The 17405-nt window shown below is 66.8% G+C and carries 13 protein-coding genes and 1 pseudogene; 6 read left to right on the top strand and 8 right to left on the bottom strand.

Annotated elements, in window-relative coordinates:
• A complete protein-coding gene (locus tag QHG62_RS07985; protein ID WP_281150366.1) occupies window positions 1-1071 on the top strand; it encodes an NUDIX domain-containing protein in 1071 nt (356 codons plus the stop codon).
• Between the two features lie 26 nt (window positions 1072-1097).
• Here the strand turns inward: QHG62_RS07985 and QHG62_RS07980 are convergent, their stop codons facing one another.
• Window positions 1098-2210, bottom strand: a complete 1113-nt coding sequence (locus QHG62_RS07980; protein ID WP_281150365.1) for a YihY/virulence factor BrkB family protein — start codon at window positions 2208-2210, stop codon at window positions 1098-1100.
• Between the two features lie 231 nt (window positions 2211-2441).
• Window positions 2442-3623 (bottom strand): annotated as a pseudogene (locus QHG62_RS07975) (autotransporter outer membrane beta-barrel domain-containing protein); the annotation flags it as partial.
• Window positions 3624-4286: 663 nt separating this feature from the next.
• Between QHG62_RS07975 and QHG62_RS07970 the strand changes: the two are divergent.
• The 4 genes from QHG62_RS07970 (at window position 4287) to QHG62_RS07955 (ending at window position 9568) form a co-directional block, all read left to right on the top strand.
• On the top strand, window positions 4287-6278 hold the full coding sequence (locus tag QHG62_RS07970; RefSeq protein ID WP_281150364.1) for a Kelch repeat-containing protein: 1992 nt from the start codon (window positions 4287-4289) through the stop codon (window positions 6276-6278).
• Between the two features lie 134 nt (window positions 6279-6412).
• Window positions 6413-6790, top strand: a complete 378-nt coding sequence (locus QHG62_RS27695) for a c-type cytochrome (protein ID WP_348638685.1) — start codon at window positions 6413-6415, stop codon at window positions 6788-6790.
• A 41-nt stretch (window positions 6791-6831) separates the two neighbouring features.
• Window positions 6832-7305, top strand: coding sequence for a (2Fe-2S)-binding protein (locus QHG62_RS07960; protein WP_281150363.1), 474 nt, complete (start codon window positions 6832-6834; stop codon window positions 7303-7305).
• A gap of 13 nt (window positions 7306-7318) precedes the next feature.
• Window positions 7319-9568 carry a xanthine dehydrogenase family protein molybdopterin-binding subunit gene (locus tag QHG62_RS07955; RefSeq protein ID WP_281150362.1) on the top strand — a complete coding sequence of 750 codons (2250 nt, stop codon included), beginning with the start codon at window positions 7319-7321 and terminating at the stop codon, window positions 9566-9568.
• A 28-nt stretch (window positions 9569-9596) separates the two neighbouring features.
• Here QHG62_RS07955 and QHG62_RS07950 read toward each other — a convergent pair whose 3' ends face one another.
• The 5 genes from QHG62_RS07950 to QHG62_RS07930 form a co-directional block, all read right to left on the bottom strand.
• Complete coding sequence (locus QHG62_RS07950; protein WP_432445606.1) at window positions 9597-10538, bottom strand: tripartite tricarboxylate transporter substrate-binding protein; 942 nt, start codon at window positions 10536-10538, stop codon at window positions 9597-9599.
• 115 nt (window positions 10539-10653) lie between these two features.
• Window positions 10654-11517 carry an HpcH/HpaI aldolase/citrate lyase family protein gene (locus QHG62_RS07945; RefSeq protein ID WP_281150360.1) on the bottom strand — a complete coding sequence of 288 codons (864 nt, stop codon included), beginning with the start codon at window positions 11515-11517 and terminating at the stop codon, window positions 10654-10656.
• A gap of 5 nt (window positions 11518-11522) precedes the next feature.
• Entirely contained in the window at window positions 11523-12704 is a 1182-nt protein-coding gene (locus tag QHG62_RS07940; RefSeq protein WP_281150359.1) for a CaiB/BaiF CoA transferase family protein, read from the bottom strand.
• 19 nt (window positions 12705-12723) lie between these two features.
• Window positions 12724-13632 carry an FAS1-like dehydratase domain-containing protein gene (locus tag QHG62_RS07935; RefSeq protein ID WP_281150358.1) on the bottom strand — a complete coding sequence of 303 codons (909 nt, stop codon included), beginning with the start codon at window positions 13630-13632 and terminating at the stop codon, window positions 12724-12726.
• A gap of 22 nt (window positions 13633-13654) precedes the next feature.
• Window positions 13655-14626 (bottom strand): tripartite tricarboxylate transporter substrate binding protein, encoded by a 972-nt coding sequence (locus QHG62_RS07930; RefSeq protein ID WP_281150357.1) that lies wholly within the window; start codon window positions 14624-14626, stop codon window positions 13655-13657.
• 105 nt (window positions 14627-14731) lie between these two features.
• Here QHG62_RS07930 and QHG62_RS07925 point away from each other — a divergent pair, with 105 nt between their 5' ends.
• Window positions 14732-15640, top strand: coding sequence for a LysR family transcriptional regulator (locus QHG62_RS07925; RefSeq protein WP_281150356.1), 909 nt, complete (start codon window positions 14732-14734; stop codon window positions 15638-15640).
• Window positions 15641-16167: 527 nt separating this feature from the next.
• On the opposite strand, the gene QHG62_RS07920 is transcribed toward QHG62_RS07925, so the two are convergent.
• Window positions 16168-17346, bottom strand: a complete 1179-nt coding sequence (locus tag QHG62_RS07920; RefSeq protein WP_157613354.1) for an acetyl-CoA C-acetyltransferase — start codon at window positions 17344-17346, stop codon at window positions 16168-16170.
• Between the last annotated feature and the right edge of the window lie 59 nt (window positions 17347-17405).

Here is a 17405-nt window from a genome sequence, read left to right as displayed (position 1 = left end):
ATGACAAACCAACTTCCAGCCACACCCCAGGCCCACGACATCGCCGTCTACATCGGGCGGTTCCAGATCTTCCACAACGCGCAGCTGGCGCTGCTGCGGCGCGCGCTGGCCGCGGCGCCCGAGTGCGTCGTGGTGTTGGGCTCGTCTTTTCAGGCCCGCACGCCGCGCAATCCTTTCACGTGGGAAGAGCGCGCGGAAATGATTCGCCTCGCCCTGCCGCAAGCAGACCGGGAGCGGGTGAAGTTCTTGCCCGTGCGCGACTACTACGACCAGGCACGCTGGGTGGCCGCCGTGAAGCAGGGCGTGGCGCAGATGTATCCCGGCCAACCATCGGTGGTGCTGGTGGGCCACCTGAAGGACGCGACCAGCGTGTACCTGCGCGACTTTCCGCAATGGACGCTCGACGACACCGGTCTGCAGGGCGACATTCATGCCAGCGCCTTGCGCGACGCGTACTTTGGAGCGGCGGCCGATGCATCGCTGGAGCCGGCCCTGGCTGCATTGGTGAACCAGGCGCCCGCAAGCACGCTGCAGTTCCTGAGCGCCTGGGCGAAGCTGCCGCACTATGCCGCGCTGGTGCAGGAATGGGAGAGCCTGCGCCAGGACAAGGCCATGTGGGCGGGCACGCCCTACCCTGTCATCTTCGTCACGGTCGACACCGTGGTTCAGTGCGGCGACCAGGTGCTGCTGATCCGGCGCGGCCGCTCGCCAGGCAAGGGCATGCTGGCGGTGCCGGGCGGCTATCTCGAGCCGCGAGAAACGGTTTGGCAGTCGGCCCTGCGCGAGCTCGACGAGGAAACCGGCTTGCGCCTGCTCGACAGCGACATTCAAAGCGCATTCAAGGCGGTGCAGGTGTTCGACAACCCGGACCGCAGCCAGAAGGGCCGCGTCATTACCCACGCGCACTGGTTCGACCTGGGCCCGCGCCGCCCGCCCGAACTGACGGCCGGCGACGACGCGTCATCCGCCGAATGGGTGCCCATTGCAAAGCTGGCCGGCATGGAAGACCAGTTCCATGACGATCACTTCCACATACTCGATTCGTTCTTCGGCCTGACGCGCGCCAACTGAGGAGGGCTGCGGGCGCCAGGGCCGCCTCACCGGCCTTGGCCGTGCCCGGTGCGGCGGATTTCCCTCTGCAGTTGCGCCGCGCGGCGGCGGCGCTGCTTGCGCCTGCGCGCGAGCAGCGTGGTCGTCACGCTGATTGCAAACAGGCCGACCGCCTGTTGGATCAGCTTGGCAGTGGCCTTGCGCGTGCGCGCCTCCAGCTTTCGCCGGGCATCTTCGATCTGTTCGACGGCCTCGATTTCTTCGCTGCCATTGCCATGCGGTTTCGCCGCAGCACTGTCGGTGCCCGACTTTGCCTGCGCTGCCGCGGCTTCGGTCGCAGCCTGCGCCTTGCTTGCAGCCACCGAGCCATGGGCGTTGGCGTAGACCTTGGTGAACTCCGCGCCCAAGAGAAAGATCTGCGCGGCGTAGTACACCCAAGCCAGCAAGACGACCAGCGAGCCGGCCGCTGCAAAAGATTCGCTGACGCTGCTTTTTCCGAGGTACAGGCCGATCAGCACCTTGCCTATCTCGAAGAGAACGGCGGTGACCGCCGCACCAATCCACACGTCGGGCCATGCAATAGGGGTGCTTGGCATGAACTTGAAGATCATTGCAAACAGCAGCGTGAGAATGCCCAGCGTGACCAACGCATTGAGAAGCTGCAGCAAAACCTCCCATCCCGGAAAGAGCCCGCTGCTCCAGCCGCCCATCGCAGCCAGCACCGCGCTGACGACCAGCGACACCATCAGCAAAAAGGCGAGTCCGAGAATGAGGCCGAACGACAGCACCCGGGCACGCAGAATGCCCCACACGCCGCTGGGCTTCGCGCGCTCGGGCACATGCCAGATGCGGTCGAGCGCACTTTGCAGTTCTGCAAACACGGTGGTGGCGCCAACGATCAGCACCACCACGCTGATGGTTCCGGCAATCAATCCGCGAGACGGTTCGTTGGCGCTCTTCACCAGGGCCTGCACCGCCACCGCACCCTCCTGCCCGATCAATCCCGACAGTTGTGCGGCAATCTGGCCCTGCACGGCCTCGGTGCCGAAGAGTGCGCCCGCCACTGCAATGACGATCACGAGCAACGGCGCCAGCGAGAACATGGTGTAGTACGAAATCGCCGCGCCCATGCTGGGTGCGAAGTCGTCGACCCAGGCCATGGCCGCCTCCTTGCAAAGGCGGAGTAGTTGCGTGAGCTTGTTCGTAGCGGGCATTTGCCGGGCCCCAATCAATGTCGATGTTGGATGCCAGGCGTGCTGTCGCCCGCCTGCAGGTCGAACGTCGCTCCTTCATGCAGGCTTTGTTGTAGGTAGACACCGCGTCGCGTTGCTGGCGCAATCGGATTCAGGAATCCGCTCGAGCGCGCGCAGCGGTGCCTCCCCTCCCGCGCGTTACCACTTCATGCGCACGCCCACCGATGCGTTGATTGCGCTCTTCACCCGCGCATCGCCACCCGAGGCCCACAGCTTGCCCACTTCGCCGTACACGCTCGTCCTGCTGCCCAGTGCCAGGGTGAAGCCGCCCGCGAGCTCGGTGCTTGTGCCGCCGGTGGGCGTCGCAATGTCGGTGCGGGTTGCGCCGTTGACGAAGCGCGCGATGTCCGCGCCGCCCGAACTCCTGTAGACATTGAAGCGCCCGTACGGCTGCAGCGTGCCCAGGCCGGTGGCAACCGTGCCCTTCACCCGCACGCCGGCGCGCACGATCCAGCCGCTGTCTGCGTCCGGCTGAACGATTGCGCCGGGGATGGCCGAGTTGTCCAGGTCGAGCTGCTGATGCACCAGCTGCAGTTGCGGCTCGACGCTCCATCCGCTGGTGCCCAGCGGGAAGGCCTGCCCCACTTCAAGGGACCCCAGCAAGCTGCGACCCTTGCCTTCGACGCTTGGGCCCAACGCCGGCTCCACCGTATAGCGGTGACGGCCCGACTGCACCACCGCATCGGCATAGAAGCCGCCGTCACCGGTGTACGTGCCATAGATGCCGAAGTACTGGCTGCGCAAGTCGTTGCGGCCGACTTGCTGGTTCTGCAGGCCGCTCGCAAAGCCGCTGACGCGTGCGTCGCCGTCGAGCTGGCCCACGTAGAGGCCGGCACGCCAGTTGGCCGTGGCCATCAAGTCGGTGCCGGCCTGGAAACCGCTCAGGCGGCCCTTGCTCGACGGCGAGACGGTGCCGCTGCCCTGGCGGATGTCGATGTCGGTAGAGAGCACTCGAGCCCAGGCGCGGCGCTCCGGGGCGGCCGGGCTTGCCTGAGTTGCGTCGGACACCTTTGCATCGTCGTCGCCGATGCGCTTGTGCAGGTCGCCGATCATTGCGAGGTTTCCCTGGCGCAGTTGGCTCGGCAGCGCCGCGTACAGCGAGGCCTCGGCGCGGTAGGTGGGCACGACCAGGCCGGGCACGGGGCCAGGGGCGGCAAGGCCCTCGCCACCCGGTGCCGCAGCACCGCCGCCGTCCGCGGGTGTGGAACCGCCGTCGCCCGGAGGAACAACGGTAGTGGTGGACCTCAAATACCAGTTCTCCCCCGCCCCCGAGGCATCGGCCGCATGCAGCCGGTACTCATAGGCCCCCGCAGGGAGGTGTCGCTCGTGGGCTGGCCGCCGCTGCCGCCGGCGGCGCCTGCGGGCAGGGCCAGGGCCGCACCGAGCAGCAGCACGGACAGGGCGATGGCGTGCAGGGGGAGATCGGCCCGATCAGGTGTGCCGATCGACGGGTTCCAGAATGTGCGAATAGTCTTGTCCACAACCTCTTCCTTAATGCTTAAGTTCTTTGCGACCGCATCCAGGCAGGTGTTGGAAAAGTTATCCCTGATGACCCGGACCCGGTCCGCACGGCCAATGTAAACAGACGTACTAAGTCGTGACATACCCCATCGGGTACCTCGTTTGAGGCGGCTTGCTCCGCGCCGGATCGGCGGTGCAAGCCCCAATCAGCAAGGCCACTCGCACGCAGTTCGGGCCACTACCGGCAAGGAATTTCGATCGGATACACCCCAGTGCGACGAGATGTAATTAATGTTTCTACGGGCGGCGCAAGACAAACAGGCCGCGCTGCAAATCGCGTGACTCAGTGCGCTGCCAAATGTTAAATTCGTAAAAAAAGGCCACCCCGCTGCGATCCTTCATGCATTCGCACCCGGGAACTGGGAGATGGCCTCTGTGCGGAGCGGTCCTGCGGCATTGCCGGGTTCAAGCGGCGGCCCGAAGCGCTCCAGGTAACCACCTTGCTCTCGGATTCACGGCCACATGACATCTTCATTTGTCCTTCCAGCCGCGCGCGTGCCGTCTGCCCGCCCGCGATCCCTTGCCTCCTGCTTCCTTGCCCTGCTCCTGGGCGTAGTTGCGCTGCTGTCCGGATGCGGCGGCGGCTCGGGGGGCGGCATAGGCTTTGTCGGCGGTGTTCCTGCCGGCCCGCAGCCGCCCGCCGGATTGAGCTACGCGATGACTTCGGCCGTCTACGAAGTGGGCCAGCCGATCGTGCCGAACCGCCCCAGCGCAAGCGGCGGCACCGTCGAGCGCTATTCGGTCGCACCGCCGCTGCCTGCCGGCTTGGCCCTTGACCCCGCCACGGGCGTCATCAGCGGAACACCCACCGCGGTCGCACCGGCCGCCGTGTATGTGGTTACCGCAGAGAACGCCGGCGGCAACACAACGGCCCGCGTGGAGATCGAAGTGCGCAGCACGCCAGCCGCGCCCGCCGGGCTGACCTACCGCGTCGTGTCTGCGGTCTACACCGTGGGTGAGACCATTGCGCCCAATGCACCCAGCAGCAGCGGCGGTCCGATCACCGGCTACGCCGTCGCACCGGCGCTCCCCGCCGGACTGCTGTTCGATGCGCAATCGGGCGTCATCAGCGGAACACCCACCGCGCCGGCCGCCGAGGCCGACTACATCGTTACCGGCAGCAACGCGGCCGGGTCGGCCGTGGTCACGCTGCGGCTCGCCGTCAACCCGGCACTGGTGGCGCCCGCCAGCGTGAGCTATGCCACGCCCGACGCGCTGTACGTGACGAGCGAACCCATCGTTCCCAACACGCCGCAAGTTACCGGCGGCGCGGCCTCCGCGTTCTCTGTTGCGCCGGCGCTGCCCGCGGGCCTGAGCCTGAACACGCTGACCGGCGCAATCACCGGCACGCCGACCGCGCTCCAGCGGCAAGCGACGTACACCATTACCGCAAGCAACAGCGTGGGCTCGGCGCAAACGCAAATCCGGATCACCGTCACGGGGCGCGGGAGCTGGACAACGCTGAGCGCGGTTCCGCTCGCGCGGCACTATTTTGCGATGGTGCGGCTGTTCAACGGCAAGGTGCTGGTCATCGGCGGGTTCGCAAGTGGCAGCGTCACCAATTCAGTGGTGATCTACGACCCTGCAACCGAAAGCTGGTCGCCCGCAGCACCGATGTTGTCCGCGCGCTCCGATCCGTCGGCAACGGTGCTGCCGAATGGCCGCGTGCTGGTTGCCGGAGGCGATACGAATGGCTTTGCAACCCTGGCCAGCGCCGAGATCTACGATCCGGCCGCCAACACCTGGACCGCGACCGCCAGCATGGCCGAGGCCCGCACCCGGCAAACGGCCACGCTGCTCCCGAACGGCAAGGTCCTGGTCATCGGCGGCTACGACAGAGGCGGCAGTTTTACGTTCTCCCAGACGGCCGAAATGTACGACCCCGCGCTCGGCACCTGGACTGCAATGGCCACGCAACTGGCGAGTGCGCGTGGCCAGCACGCTGCGCAGCTGCTGCCGGGCGGCAACGCCGTGCTGTTGATCGGCGGGGTCAGCAGAACCGGGTTCGTGAACACTGCCGAACTGTTTCCTGTCAACGGCAGCGGCAGTACCACGGTGCTGCCGGGCACAGTTCCGAATGGCAACGTCTATACCTCCGTGTTGCTCGACGACGGCAGCGTGCTGGCCATGTCTGACGGCAGCAATACTGCCTTGCGCTTTCATCCTGACACCTCGAGCTGGACGACGAGCATCTTCAGCAGGACGCGCTCGCTGCCCACCATGACCACCCTCGCAGATGGGCGCGTCTTGCTCGCCGGGGGCACCGGCGGCGGCGGTGTTCGACTGACGACGGCCGAGATCTACAACCCCGATGCGAATGTGTGGACCACGGCCGCGCCCATGTTCACCGGACGCAGCGCAGCCTCGGCCGTCTTGCTGAACGACGGCAGCGTGCTGGAAGTGGGCGGGTTCAACAGCGACAGCCTCGATTCCTCCGAACGCTACACACCATAGCCGGCGAGGCGTGCGCCTTATCTTGAAGCACAGCTTCAAAAGGCATGCTGCATTGGCCACTATTTCTTTCAGACCCCGGTCTCTACAGTCGCGCATCGCACGATGAGCGACCCAAAAAGAAGGGGCTGAAAGAAATGACCGAAAACCAGAGACCGCATCGCGGCGCCGGCCGCACCGCCGCCGTTTCGCGCGGGGTGCTCGCCTCCCTCGTGGCGCTGCCATGCATCGCCGCCGGGATTGCCTGCCCCGCACCAGCTTCAGCCAGCCAGGCGCTGGCCCAGAAGTATTCGTGCGTTGCGTGCCATCAGCCGGCCACCAAGGTCGTGGGCCCCTCCTGGAAAGACATTGGCGCAAGGTACGGCGACGGCAAGGGAACGGCCGCGCAGCTGGCCGCCAGCATCAAGGCCGGCAGTTCCGGAAAGTGGGGTTCGATGCCGATGCCCCCGCAAGCACAGGTTCCCGACGCTGACGCACAGCTGCTCGCGCAATGGCTGCTCGACGGCGCCAAGTAGTCACAAGAAACCATCACACCCCACCCTGCGGAGAACAGAACATGAGCGCGCTCCACGTCAATGGCCGTGAACACACGGTCGACGCCGATCCCGGCACCCCCATCCTCTGGGCCCTGCGCGACACGCTGGGCATGACCGGCACCAAGTTCGGCTGCGGCGCCGCGCTGTGCGGTGCCTGCACCGTGCACCTGGACGGCCAGGCCATCCGCTCGTGCATCACGCCCATCTCGGCGGCCGAAGGCAAGAAGATCGTCACCATCGAAGCCGCCACCGACGGCAGCGACCGGGTCGGCGCGGCCGTGCATGCCGCATGGGTGAAGCACGACGTGGCGCAGTGCGGCTACTGCCAGAGCGGGCAGATCATGAGCGCCACGGCGTTCATCAAATCGCTGCCGCCCGGCAAGCAGCCCAGCGCGGACGAGATCGATTCGGCCATGGCCGGCAACATCTGCCGCTGCGGCACCTATGCCCGCATCCGGGCCGCGGTGGCCGATGCCGCCAAGACCCTGGCCTGAAGGAGCACGCTACATGTTGCCCACCCATATCGATCCGAGCGAACTCCCGCGCGCCCTGCAACGCCTGCTGGCCGCAAGCCAGCCCGACGACGCCGCCGCCCTGCCCCGCCGCAGCTTCCTGAAGCTGGCTGGCGTGGGCGGTTTGGCGATTGGCGCGTTTCCGCACATGGCCATGGCGCAGGCCGACGGTGCGGCCAAAGCGGCCGGCGGACTCAAGCCCACGCAGCAGCCGCTTGCCTTCGTGCAGATTGCCCGCAACGGCGAAGTCACGGTCACCCACAACCGGCTTGAATTTGGCCAAGGCGTGCAGACGGGCCTGCCGATGATCCTGGCCGAAGAGCTCGATGCCGACTGGAGCCTGGTGCGCAGCAAGAGCGGCACCAACGATGCGGCCTACCACGACCCCGTGTTCGGCATGCACCTGACCGGCGGCTCCAACTCCATCAAGAACAGCTTCACGCAATACCGCGAGCTTGGCGCCCGTGCACGGGCCATGCTGCTGTCGGCCGCAGCCGCAAGGTGGAATGTGGACGTGGCCACGCTGCGCACACAGGCCGGCACTGTGCTGGGCCCGGGCGGACGCAAGCTGGGCTACGGCGAACTGGCCGAAGCCGCCATGGCATTGCCGGTGCCCGAGAAGGTCACGCTCAAAGACCCGAAGGACTTCCGCATCATCGGCCGGCCCACCACGCGGCTGGACGCACGCGCCAAGAGCAGTGGCCGGCAAGACTTCGGCATCGACGTCAAGCAGCCCGGGCAACTCACCGCGGTGGTGGCCCATCCGCCGGTGTTCGGCGCGCGGCTGAAGTCGGTGGACGACAGCGCTGCGCGCGCAGTCAAGGGCGTGAAGGTCGTGCTGCGCGTGCCGCTCGATCGCGGCGCCGAAGGCGTGGCGGTGGTGGCCGACGGCTACTGGCCGGCCAAGATGGGCCGCGATGCGCTGAAGCTGCAGTGGGACACCTCCGCCGTCGAAAAGGTCGACAGCGAAAAGCAATTGGCGCAATATCGCGAACTGGCCGCCAAGCCCGGCCCGCGCAAGTTCGATGCCGACATGGCACCGCTGGCCAAGGCGCCCAAACAGCTCGAAGCCGAGTTCGTGTTCCCCTACCTGGCCCATGCGCCCATGGAGCCGCTGAACTGCACCGTGAAGCTGTCGGCCGACCGCGCCGAGCTCTGGGTCGGCACGCAGAGCGCCGGGCTGGACGCCGCCGCGGCGGCACGTGTGCTGGGCCTCAAGCCCGAGCAGGTGAGCGTGCATGTGCAAATGGCGGGCGGCGGCTTCGGCCGTCGCTTCGTGGGCTCGAGCGACTACGTGGTCGAGGCCTGCCAGATCGCCAAGGCCGCGCGCACCGCGGGCCTGACCGCGCCGGTGCGCCTGCTGTGGAGCCGCGAGGACGACATCAAGGGCGGCTACTACCGCCCCATGCACCTGCACCGCGCACGCATCGGCTTCAACGAGCGCGGCAAGGTGCTGGCGTGGGACCACGTCATCGTGGGCCAGTCGATCCTCACGGGAACGGTGTTCGAGTCGTTCCAGGTCAAGGACGGCATCGACGCGTCAGCCACAGAGGGCATGCGCGAACCGTACCCGCTGCCGATGCGCCTGACCGTGCACCATCCCAAGGTCAACGTGCCGGTGCTGTGGTGGCGCAGCGTGGGTTCCACGCACACCGCCTTCGTGATGGAAACGCTCATCGACGAGATCGCGCACAGCACAAAGCAGGACCCGGTGGCCTATCGCATGCAGCTCTTCGGAGACAAGCACCCGCGCCATCGCGCCGCGCTGCAAATGGCGGTCGACAAGAGCGGCTACGGCAACAAGCAGCTGGCACAGGGCCGCGCCTGGGGCGTGGCGGTGCACGAGTCCTTCCAGTCGGTGGTGGCCTATGTGGTGGAAGCTTCGGTGAAAGACGGCCAGCCGGTTCTGCACCGCGCCACCGCCGGCGTGCACTGCAACCTCGCCGTCAATCCGCGCAGCGTGGAGGCGCAGGTGCAGGGTGCCGCGGTCATGGGCCTGTCGATGTGCCTGCCGGGCGGCGCCATCACGCTGAAGGACGGTGAAGTGCAGCAAAGCAACTTCGGCGACTTTGCCGTGGCCCGCATCACCCACATGCCGGAGTTCGAGGTGCACGTGGTGCCGAGCGCCGACGCGCCCACCGGCATCGGCGAGCCGGGCCTGCCGCCGCTGGCGCCGGCGTTCGCCAACGCCCTGGCGCGGCTGACGGGCAAGCCGCTGCGCCAGCTGCCTTTCAACCTGGCGTAAGCCGCCGCCCGGCAGGCCGCGGCAAGGCTCAGTCCGCCTGCACGCCCGCTGCGCGAATCACCTTGCCCCACTTCTCGGTCTCGGCCGCGAGGTGGGTGCGCAGGGCTTCGGGCGTGACCTTGTCCATCGGCACGGCCTCGGTGCTCAGTTCGGCGAAGCGATGCTTGACCATGTCGTCCTGCAGCGCCGCCCGCAGCGCCGTGTTGAGCTTTTGCATCACCGCCGGCGGCGTGCCCTTGGGCGCGTAGATGCCGTGCCACACCTTCACGTCGAAGCCCTTGAGCCCCTGCTCGTCGAGCGTCGGGATGTTGGGCATGCTCGACAGCCGCTTGGGCGTGGTCACGCCGAACACCTTCACGCGATTGCCGTCCTTGATGACCGGCGCGGTCTGCGTGGTCTGGTCGCACAGCAGGTCGACCTGCCCGCCCATGAGGTCGTTGAGCGCGGGGCCGGCGCCTTTGTAAGGCACGGTGGTGAGCTGCACGCCGATCTGATGCGCCAGAAGCATGCCGCACAGCTGCGACACCGCACCAACGCCGGCGTTGGCGAGCGTGACCTTGTCCTTGTTTGCCTTCACATAGCCCAGCAGTTCCTGGAAGTTGTTGGCCGGAAAATCCTTGCGTGAAAGCAGCGTCATCGGCACGTCCATCACCTGGCCGACGTATTCGAAGTCTTTCAGCGGGTCGTAGCTGAGCTTCTTGTAGAGCGCCGGCGCGGTGGCCATGCCCATGTGATGGATCAGGATGGTGTAGCCGTTGGGCGCCGCCTTGGCCACGCGCCCGGGCGCGATGGTGCCGCCCGCACCCACCGTGTTCTCGACGATGACGGTCTGCCCGAGCGACTTGCCCATGGGAATGGCCAGCATGCGCGCCACCACGTCGGTGGGGCCGCCGGCCGAATACGGCACGACCATGGTGATGGGCTTGTCGGGCCAGGGGGCCTGCGCGGTGGCTGGTGCTTGAACCGCCATGAGGCAGGCGCCCGTGCACACCGCGAGCACGGCCCGCATCTTCCAGTTCCTTGTTGCTTTCACTTCGTTGTCTCCTTGAGGTTGTTGGTTTGGAATGTCCGAAGCCCCGCCGCCTTCAGGGCGGAGCTTGCGATTCGAGTGCCAGCAGGCGTTCTGCGAGGCGCACCACCGGTGCGTCGACCATGCGTCCGTCGAGGCTGACGACACCGCCGCCCGCGGCTCGGGTCGCATCCATCACTCGGCGCGCCCATGCGAGTTCGCCCGTGCTTGGGCCGAGCGCGGCATGCACGGGCGCGACCTGGTCCGGGTGAATGCAAAGCTTGGCGCCGAAGCCGCCGCGCCGTGCGCGGGCCGCGTCGTTGGCAAGCCGCGCCATGTCGCGCCAATCGGGGGTGACGCCGTCGATGGGCGCCGCAAGCCCGGCGCGGCGCGAGGCGAGCACCAGTGCCAGGCGCACGGGCACCAGCTCGGCTTCGTCCGCATCGCAGGCAAGCCCCAGGTCGGCCTGGAAATCGAGATTGCCGAAGGCGAGCCGCAGCACCTGCGGTGCCGCCGCGAGTTCGCGCGCGGCTTCCAGGCCCGCGGCCGATTCGATCAACGGCACGATCAGGCCGTTCGGTCCGATAACTACACCGAGTTGCTGCAGGTCGGCAGCACGCTCGGCCTTCGGCAGCATCACGCCGGCAATCAGGCCTTGAGCGACGAGCTCGCCCACCTCGGCCCGGTCGTTGTCGTGCCATGGCGTACCACTGGCGTTGATGCGCACCAGCAGGCGCTGGCGCTGCGCCACGCTCAAGGCAGAGAAAGAAGCCTTCAGCAGCGCGCGCGCCTCCGCCTTTCGATCGGGCGCCACGGCGTCTTCCAGGTCGACGATCACGCCGCCCGCGCCGCTGGCCAGCGCACGCGCATGGCGCTCGGGGCGGTCAGCAGGCACGAACAGGAACGTACGTGCCAAGGCCAGCGGCGAAGCTGCATCCATCGGGCTCACACCGCCCCTGCCTCTCGCAAAGCCGCAATGTCGGCATTGCCCCGCCCTAGGCTGCGCAGAATGGCCTCGGTGTGCTCGCCCACGGCGGGCACCGGGTCCATGCGGTAGTCGAACGCGCTCTGGCGGCCTGCGGGCAACAGCGCCGGAATGTCCCCGGCCGGCGAACCCACCTGCCGCCAGCGGTCGCGCGCCTGCAATTGCGGATGCGCCCAGAGCCCCGCCATGTCGTTCATGCGTGCGTTGGCAATCTGCGCGGCATCGAGGCGCTCGAGCACCTGCGCGGTGCCGAGCGCGGCGAAGGTCTCCACGATGATGGTGCGCAGCGCTTCGCGGTTCTCGTTGCGCCGGGCGTTGCTGTCGAAGCGCGCATCGGTGGCAAGCTCCGCCTGCAGCAGCACCTTCTCGCAGAACGCGCGCCATTCGCGCTCGTTCTGCAGGCCCAGCATCACCGTGCCGCCGTCGCCCGCGGGAAACGGACCGTAGGGGTAGATGGTGGCGTGCGATGCGGCGCTGCGCGGCGGGGGTGGCGCGCCCTCGTAGGCGTAGTACATCGGGTAGCCCATCCACTCGGCGAGCGACTCGAGCATGGACACGTCGATGTGCGAGCCCTTGCCGGTCTTGCCACGCTGCAGCAGCGCCGCGAGGATGCCGGTGTACGCATACATGCCCGCTGCAATATCGGCGATGGAGTTGCCGGACTTGCACGGATCGTCCGGGGTGCCCGTGACTGACAGGAAGCCCGCTTCGCTCTGTATCAAGAGGTCGTAGGCCTTCTTGTCGCGGTAGGGGCCGTCTTCGCCGTAACCCGAGATGTCGCACACGATGAGCCGCGGATGCTTCGCCTGCAGCGCTTCGGCGCCCAGTCCCATGCGGGCGGCGGCACCGGGCGCGAGGTTCTGCACCAGCACGTCGGCCCCGGCCACCAGTTCTTGCAGAACGGCCAGAGCGGCGGGCTGCTTGAGGTCGAGCGTGAGGCTTTCCTTCGAGCGGTTCACCCACACGAAGTGCGACGCCTCGCCCCCCACGCGGGCGTCGTAGGCGCGCGCAAAGTCACCGACGCCGGGCCGCTCCACCTTGATGACGCGGGCGCCGAGGTCGGCCAGTTGCCGTGTGCAGAACGGTGCGGCAATCGCGTGCTCGAGCGAAACCACGGTAATGCCGTCGAGGGGTCTTGTCATGCGCTTGTTCTCCCTGTGTTCATGCGAGCACGGCCGTGGCCTGCATAGTGAGCCAGCCGTCGGCGTCTTCGCCCCACAGGCTGAAAGTCTTGCTGTCGGTGCTGCCTTCGGCCGGCTTGCCGTGCACGCGGAACGGCGCGATGTCGAAGGTCGGCCGCACGGCGCGGAATTCGAAGCGTGCGAGTTGCGCGCCCGGCACGTTGCGGCGCAGCAGGTCGACCAGCAGCGTGGCAATGAGCGGGCCATGCACGATCAGGCCCGGATAGCCCTCGACCTGCGTCACGTAGCGGCGGTCGTAGTGAATGCGGTGGCCGTTGAAGGTGAGTGCCGAGTAGCGGAACAGCAGCACGTCGTCGGGAACGATCTCGCGGCTGAAGGCGGCGTCTTTCGGCGCCGGCGTGGGCGGCGGGGTTTTCTCGTCGGCCGCGGCCGCGGCGCGATAGACGATGTCGTGCTCTTCGGTGAGCGCCAGGCCATGCGCGTTGCGCACTTCATGGCGCACGAGCACGAACACCAGTTCGCCGGTGCGGCCTGCCTTGTGGGTGACCGAAGCGATGGTCGAAGTGCGCTCGACCGTGTCGCCGACTTGCAGCGGATTGCCCTTCTCCCACACCAGCCGTCCGCCGGCCCACATGCGGCGCGGTAGCGGCACGGGCGGCAGGAAACCGCCGCGCTTCGCATGGCCGTCTTCGCCGATTTCGGATTGGCGATGGTGAGGCAAGAAGTAGAGCCAGTGCCAGAGCTCGGGCAGGCGCGTGCCGGCGGCGGGCAGCGGGTCGTCGCGGTCCAGCGTGGCCGAGAGAGCGCGCACGGGTGCGGCGGTGATGTCGTCGGCGAGCATTTCGCTGCGGCCCTGCCATGACTGGAGCTTTGCGAGTGTGTCGCCGCCGATCAGTGGAGAGGAATTTTCCGGCGCGTGATTGTTCATGGTTCTTTTTCTTGTCAGTCCATCAATCCACGGCGGCGCCCGATGCCTTGACGATGCGCGCCCACTTGGCGAGGTCGTCCTGCAGCAGCTTCGAGAATTGCTCCGGCGTGGTGGGTGCCGCAATCTCGACGCCCTGCTGGTCGAGCTTGTCGCGCAGGTCCTTTGCGGCCAGCGCCTTGCGCGTGGCATCTTGCAGCGTGGCGAGCACGTCAGGCGGAACGCCCGCGGGCGCGAACAGGCCGATCCACAGCGTGCCGTTGTAGCCCGGCACCGCCTCGCCGATGGTGGGCACGTCGGGCAGTACCGGCGAGCGCTTGTCGCCGCTCACCGCCAGCGCGCGCAGCTTGCCGGCCTTGATGTGCGAAAGCGCTGAAGGCAGGCTGGCAAAAACAATGGGCAGTTGCCCGCCGAGCACGTCGTTCAGCGCGGGAGCCACGCCCTTGTACGGCACGTGCTGCAGGGAGATGCCGGCCATGCTGTTGAGCATTTCGCCAAGCAGGTGGTTGAGCGTGCCGTTGCCGGCCGAGGCGTACTGGTAATTTGCGCCCTTCTCCCGCGCAAGCTTCAGGAACTCGTTGAAATCCTTGGGGGGAAAAGAAGGGTTGACCAGCAGCACATTGGGCACCGCGCCAATCAGGCCCACGGGCTTGAAGTCTTTCACCGGGTCGAAGCCCGCGTTCTTGTAGAGCGCGGGGTTGATGGCCTGGCTGCTGCTGATGGTCATGAGCAGCGTGTAGCCGTCCTTCGGGCCCTTGGCGACGAGCTGCGTGCCGATGTTGCCGCCCGCGCCCGGACGGTTGTCGACCACCACGCTGGCGTTCATCACCTCGCCGATCTTCTGGCCCACAAGGCGACCCACGATGTCGTTGGTGCCGCCCGCGGCCTGGGGCACTATGAGGGTAACCGGGCGCGAAGGATACGGCTGCGCGGTTGCGGGGCCTGCAGCAATCAATGCGGCGGCGAACGAAAGAAGGGCCAGTGCGCGAAATCTCATGTCTTTGTCTCCATGGCCGCATGGTGTTCCGCCCTACCCCTGCGCGCAATCTGCGATTTCGGAACCCAGCCTTCCGAAATTCCGAAGGCTTGGTTACGATGGCCCATGCTCTTCGACCTGACCGACCTGCGCCTTTTCGTTGCCACGGCCGAACTCGGCAACCTCACGCGGGCCGCCGAGCGGCAGCACCTGTCGCTTGCGGCGGCCAGTGCGCGCATCAAGGCGCTCGAAACGCAGGCGGGCCTGCAATTGCTGCAGCGCGAGGCACGCGGCGTGCGACTGCTACCTCCGGGCGAAGCCTTCTTGCATCACGCCCGCCTGGTACTCCACCAGACCGAGCAACTGCGCGCCGACCTGCTCGAATACGGCGGCGGCCTGCGCGGCCATTTGCGCGTATTCGCCAACACCACGGCGGTGACGGATTTCCTGCCCGAAATACTGCCCGGCTTTCTTGCGCGCAACCCCCGCATTAACGTCGACCTTCAGGAAAAACCGAATGCTCAGATCCCGCGCGGTGTGCTCGACGGCCGCGCCGACATCGGCATCGTGGCCGGCCGCGTCGACACACTGGGGCTCGAAGCCATCCACTTCAGCACCGACCGGCTGGTGCTCGTTACCTCGCGCAAGCACCGCTTCGCAAAGCGCCGAAAGATTTCATTTGCCGAGACGCTGGACGAAGACGCGATCGGCATGCAGCAAGGCAGCACGTTGCAGACTTTTTTGGCGCAGATTACCGACAACCTCGGCAAGCGGCAGAAACTGCGCATCCAGCTAGGCAGCTTCGACGCGATGTGCCGGATGATCGGCAGCGGCGTGGGCATTGGCGTGGTGCCCGAGTCGGCTGCACGGCGCAATCAGGAGAGCATGCAGCTCGCACTGATCGACCTGAGCGATGCGTGGTGTGTGCGGGAGCGGTACCTGCTGGTGCGAGACCGGTCGGCGTTGCCGATCTATGCACAGGCGCTGGTCGAAACGCTGTGCCGGCACTATGCGGGGGAGCAGGCTGCTGTTTGACTGAATTCCGGCTCCGCGGGCCGATAAAACAAGGACTTGCGAGCGGATTGTGAAGAACCCGATGCCGTCCCCATTTTCCGTGGACAACTTTGGGGATAACTGATGTGCTTCCTTGTAAACGCGATTTAAGTTGTTGTTTTAAAAGGGGAATACACAGTTTGCTGAAAATTTGAGCGGTGAACAAGGTGGCGTCTGCTGTCCAGGGCTGCTGTTCAGGGCGTGTGCAAAGGCCACCGGGTACTCCCCTCCGCGAATGTCCCCCGGGGCTTCAGGGCGGGTGCAAAGGCCACCGGGTACTCCCCTCCGCGAATGTCCCCCGGGGCTGCGCCCCTCCTCCTTTATTTGATCAACCACGGCTCCGCCCAACGCACCCGCTGGCGGGGTGCCTTGCGCAGCGAAATAAAGGAGGAGGCCGAAGGCCGGGGGACATTCGCGGAGAAAGGTACCCCGTCGGCGGGTGCGCCGCCCTGAACGACAGGCAGCGCAAAAAAAAAGGCGCCTCTCGATCGAGGCGCCCCAAGGAAAACTCAGCGCTCGATAGTCAGCGCCACACCCATGCCGCCGCCGATGCACAGCGACGCAATGCCCTTCTTGGCGTTCTGCCGCTGCATTTCGTGCAGCAACGTCACAAGAATGCGGCAGCCCGACGCACCGATGGGGTGACCGATGGCAATGGCGCCGCCGTTCACGTTCACCTTGTTCACGTCCCAGCCCATTTCCTTGTTCACCGCGCAGGCCTGAGCGGCAAAGGCCTCGTTGATCTCGAGCAGGTCGAGATCGGCCGCCTTCCAGCCGGCACGCTGCAGCGCCTTGGTCGACGCGGGCACCGGGCCCATGCCCATGATGGCCGGGTCGAGGCCGGCGGTAGCATAGCTTGCGATGCGGCCCAGCGGCTTCAGGCCCAGGGCGGCGGCCTTCTTGGCCGTCATCACCATCACCGCGGCAGCGCCGTCGTTCAGGCCCGAGGCATTGCCCGCGGTCACGCCGCCGGCCTTGTCGAACGCGGGGCGCAGGCCCGCCAGGCCTTCGGCGCTGGTCTTGCGGTTGATGAACTCGTCCTTGTCGAAGACGAGCGGGTCGCCCTTCTTCTGCGGAATGCTCACCGGCACGATCTCGTCCTTGAACTTGCCGGCATCTTGCGCAGCCGCAGCCTTGGTCTGGCTGCCGAGGGCGAGTTCATCTTGCGCCGAGCGGTCGATGCCGAACTTCTTGGCCACGTTCTCGGCCGTGATGCCCATGTGGTACTGGTTGTATACGTCCCACAGGCCGTCGACGATCATCGTGTCGACCATTTTCCAGTCGCCCATGCGCTGGCCGTTGCGCGAGTTGGGCAGCACGTGCGGCGCCATGCTCATGTTCTCTTGCCCGCCGGCAATCACGATTTCGCTGTCGCCGGTGGCCACGGCCTGCGCTGCGAGCATCACGGCCTTCAGGCCCGAGCCGCACACCGCGTTGATGGTGAGCGCCGGGGTTTCCTTGGCGCCGCCGCTCTTGAGCCATGCCTGCCGCGCGGGGTTCTGGCCCGCGCCGGCTGCCAGTACCTGGCCCATGATGGCCTCGCCGACCTGCTCGGCCGTGAGGTTCGCGCGTGCAATCACTTCCTTGATCACGAGGGCGCCCAGTTCCGTGGCCGCAATGCCGGCGAGCGAGCCGCCGAACTTGCCGACCGCCGTGCGTGCAGCCGAAACGATGACGATGTCTTCCATGAGGTTCTCCGTTGAAGTGATTTGAATGAAGCGGGTGCGTGGGATTGTGCGTGCGGCTG

The organism is Variovorax paradoxus (assembly GCF_029919115.1).
Classification (GTDB): Bacteria; Pseudomonadota; Gammaproteobacteria; order Burkholderiales; family Burkholderiaceae_C; genus Variovorax; species Variovorax paradoxus_O.
The sequence above is the reverse complement of the archived record's forward strand: the minus strand, read 5'-3'. Positions and strand labels throughout refer to the sequence as shown.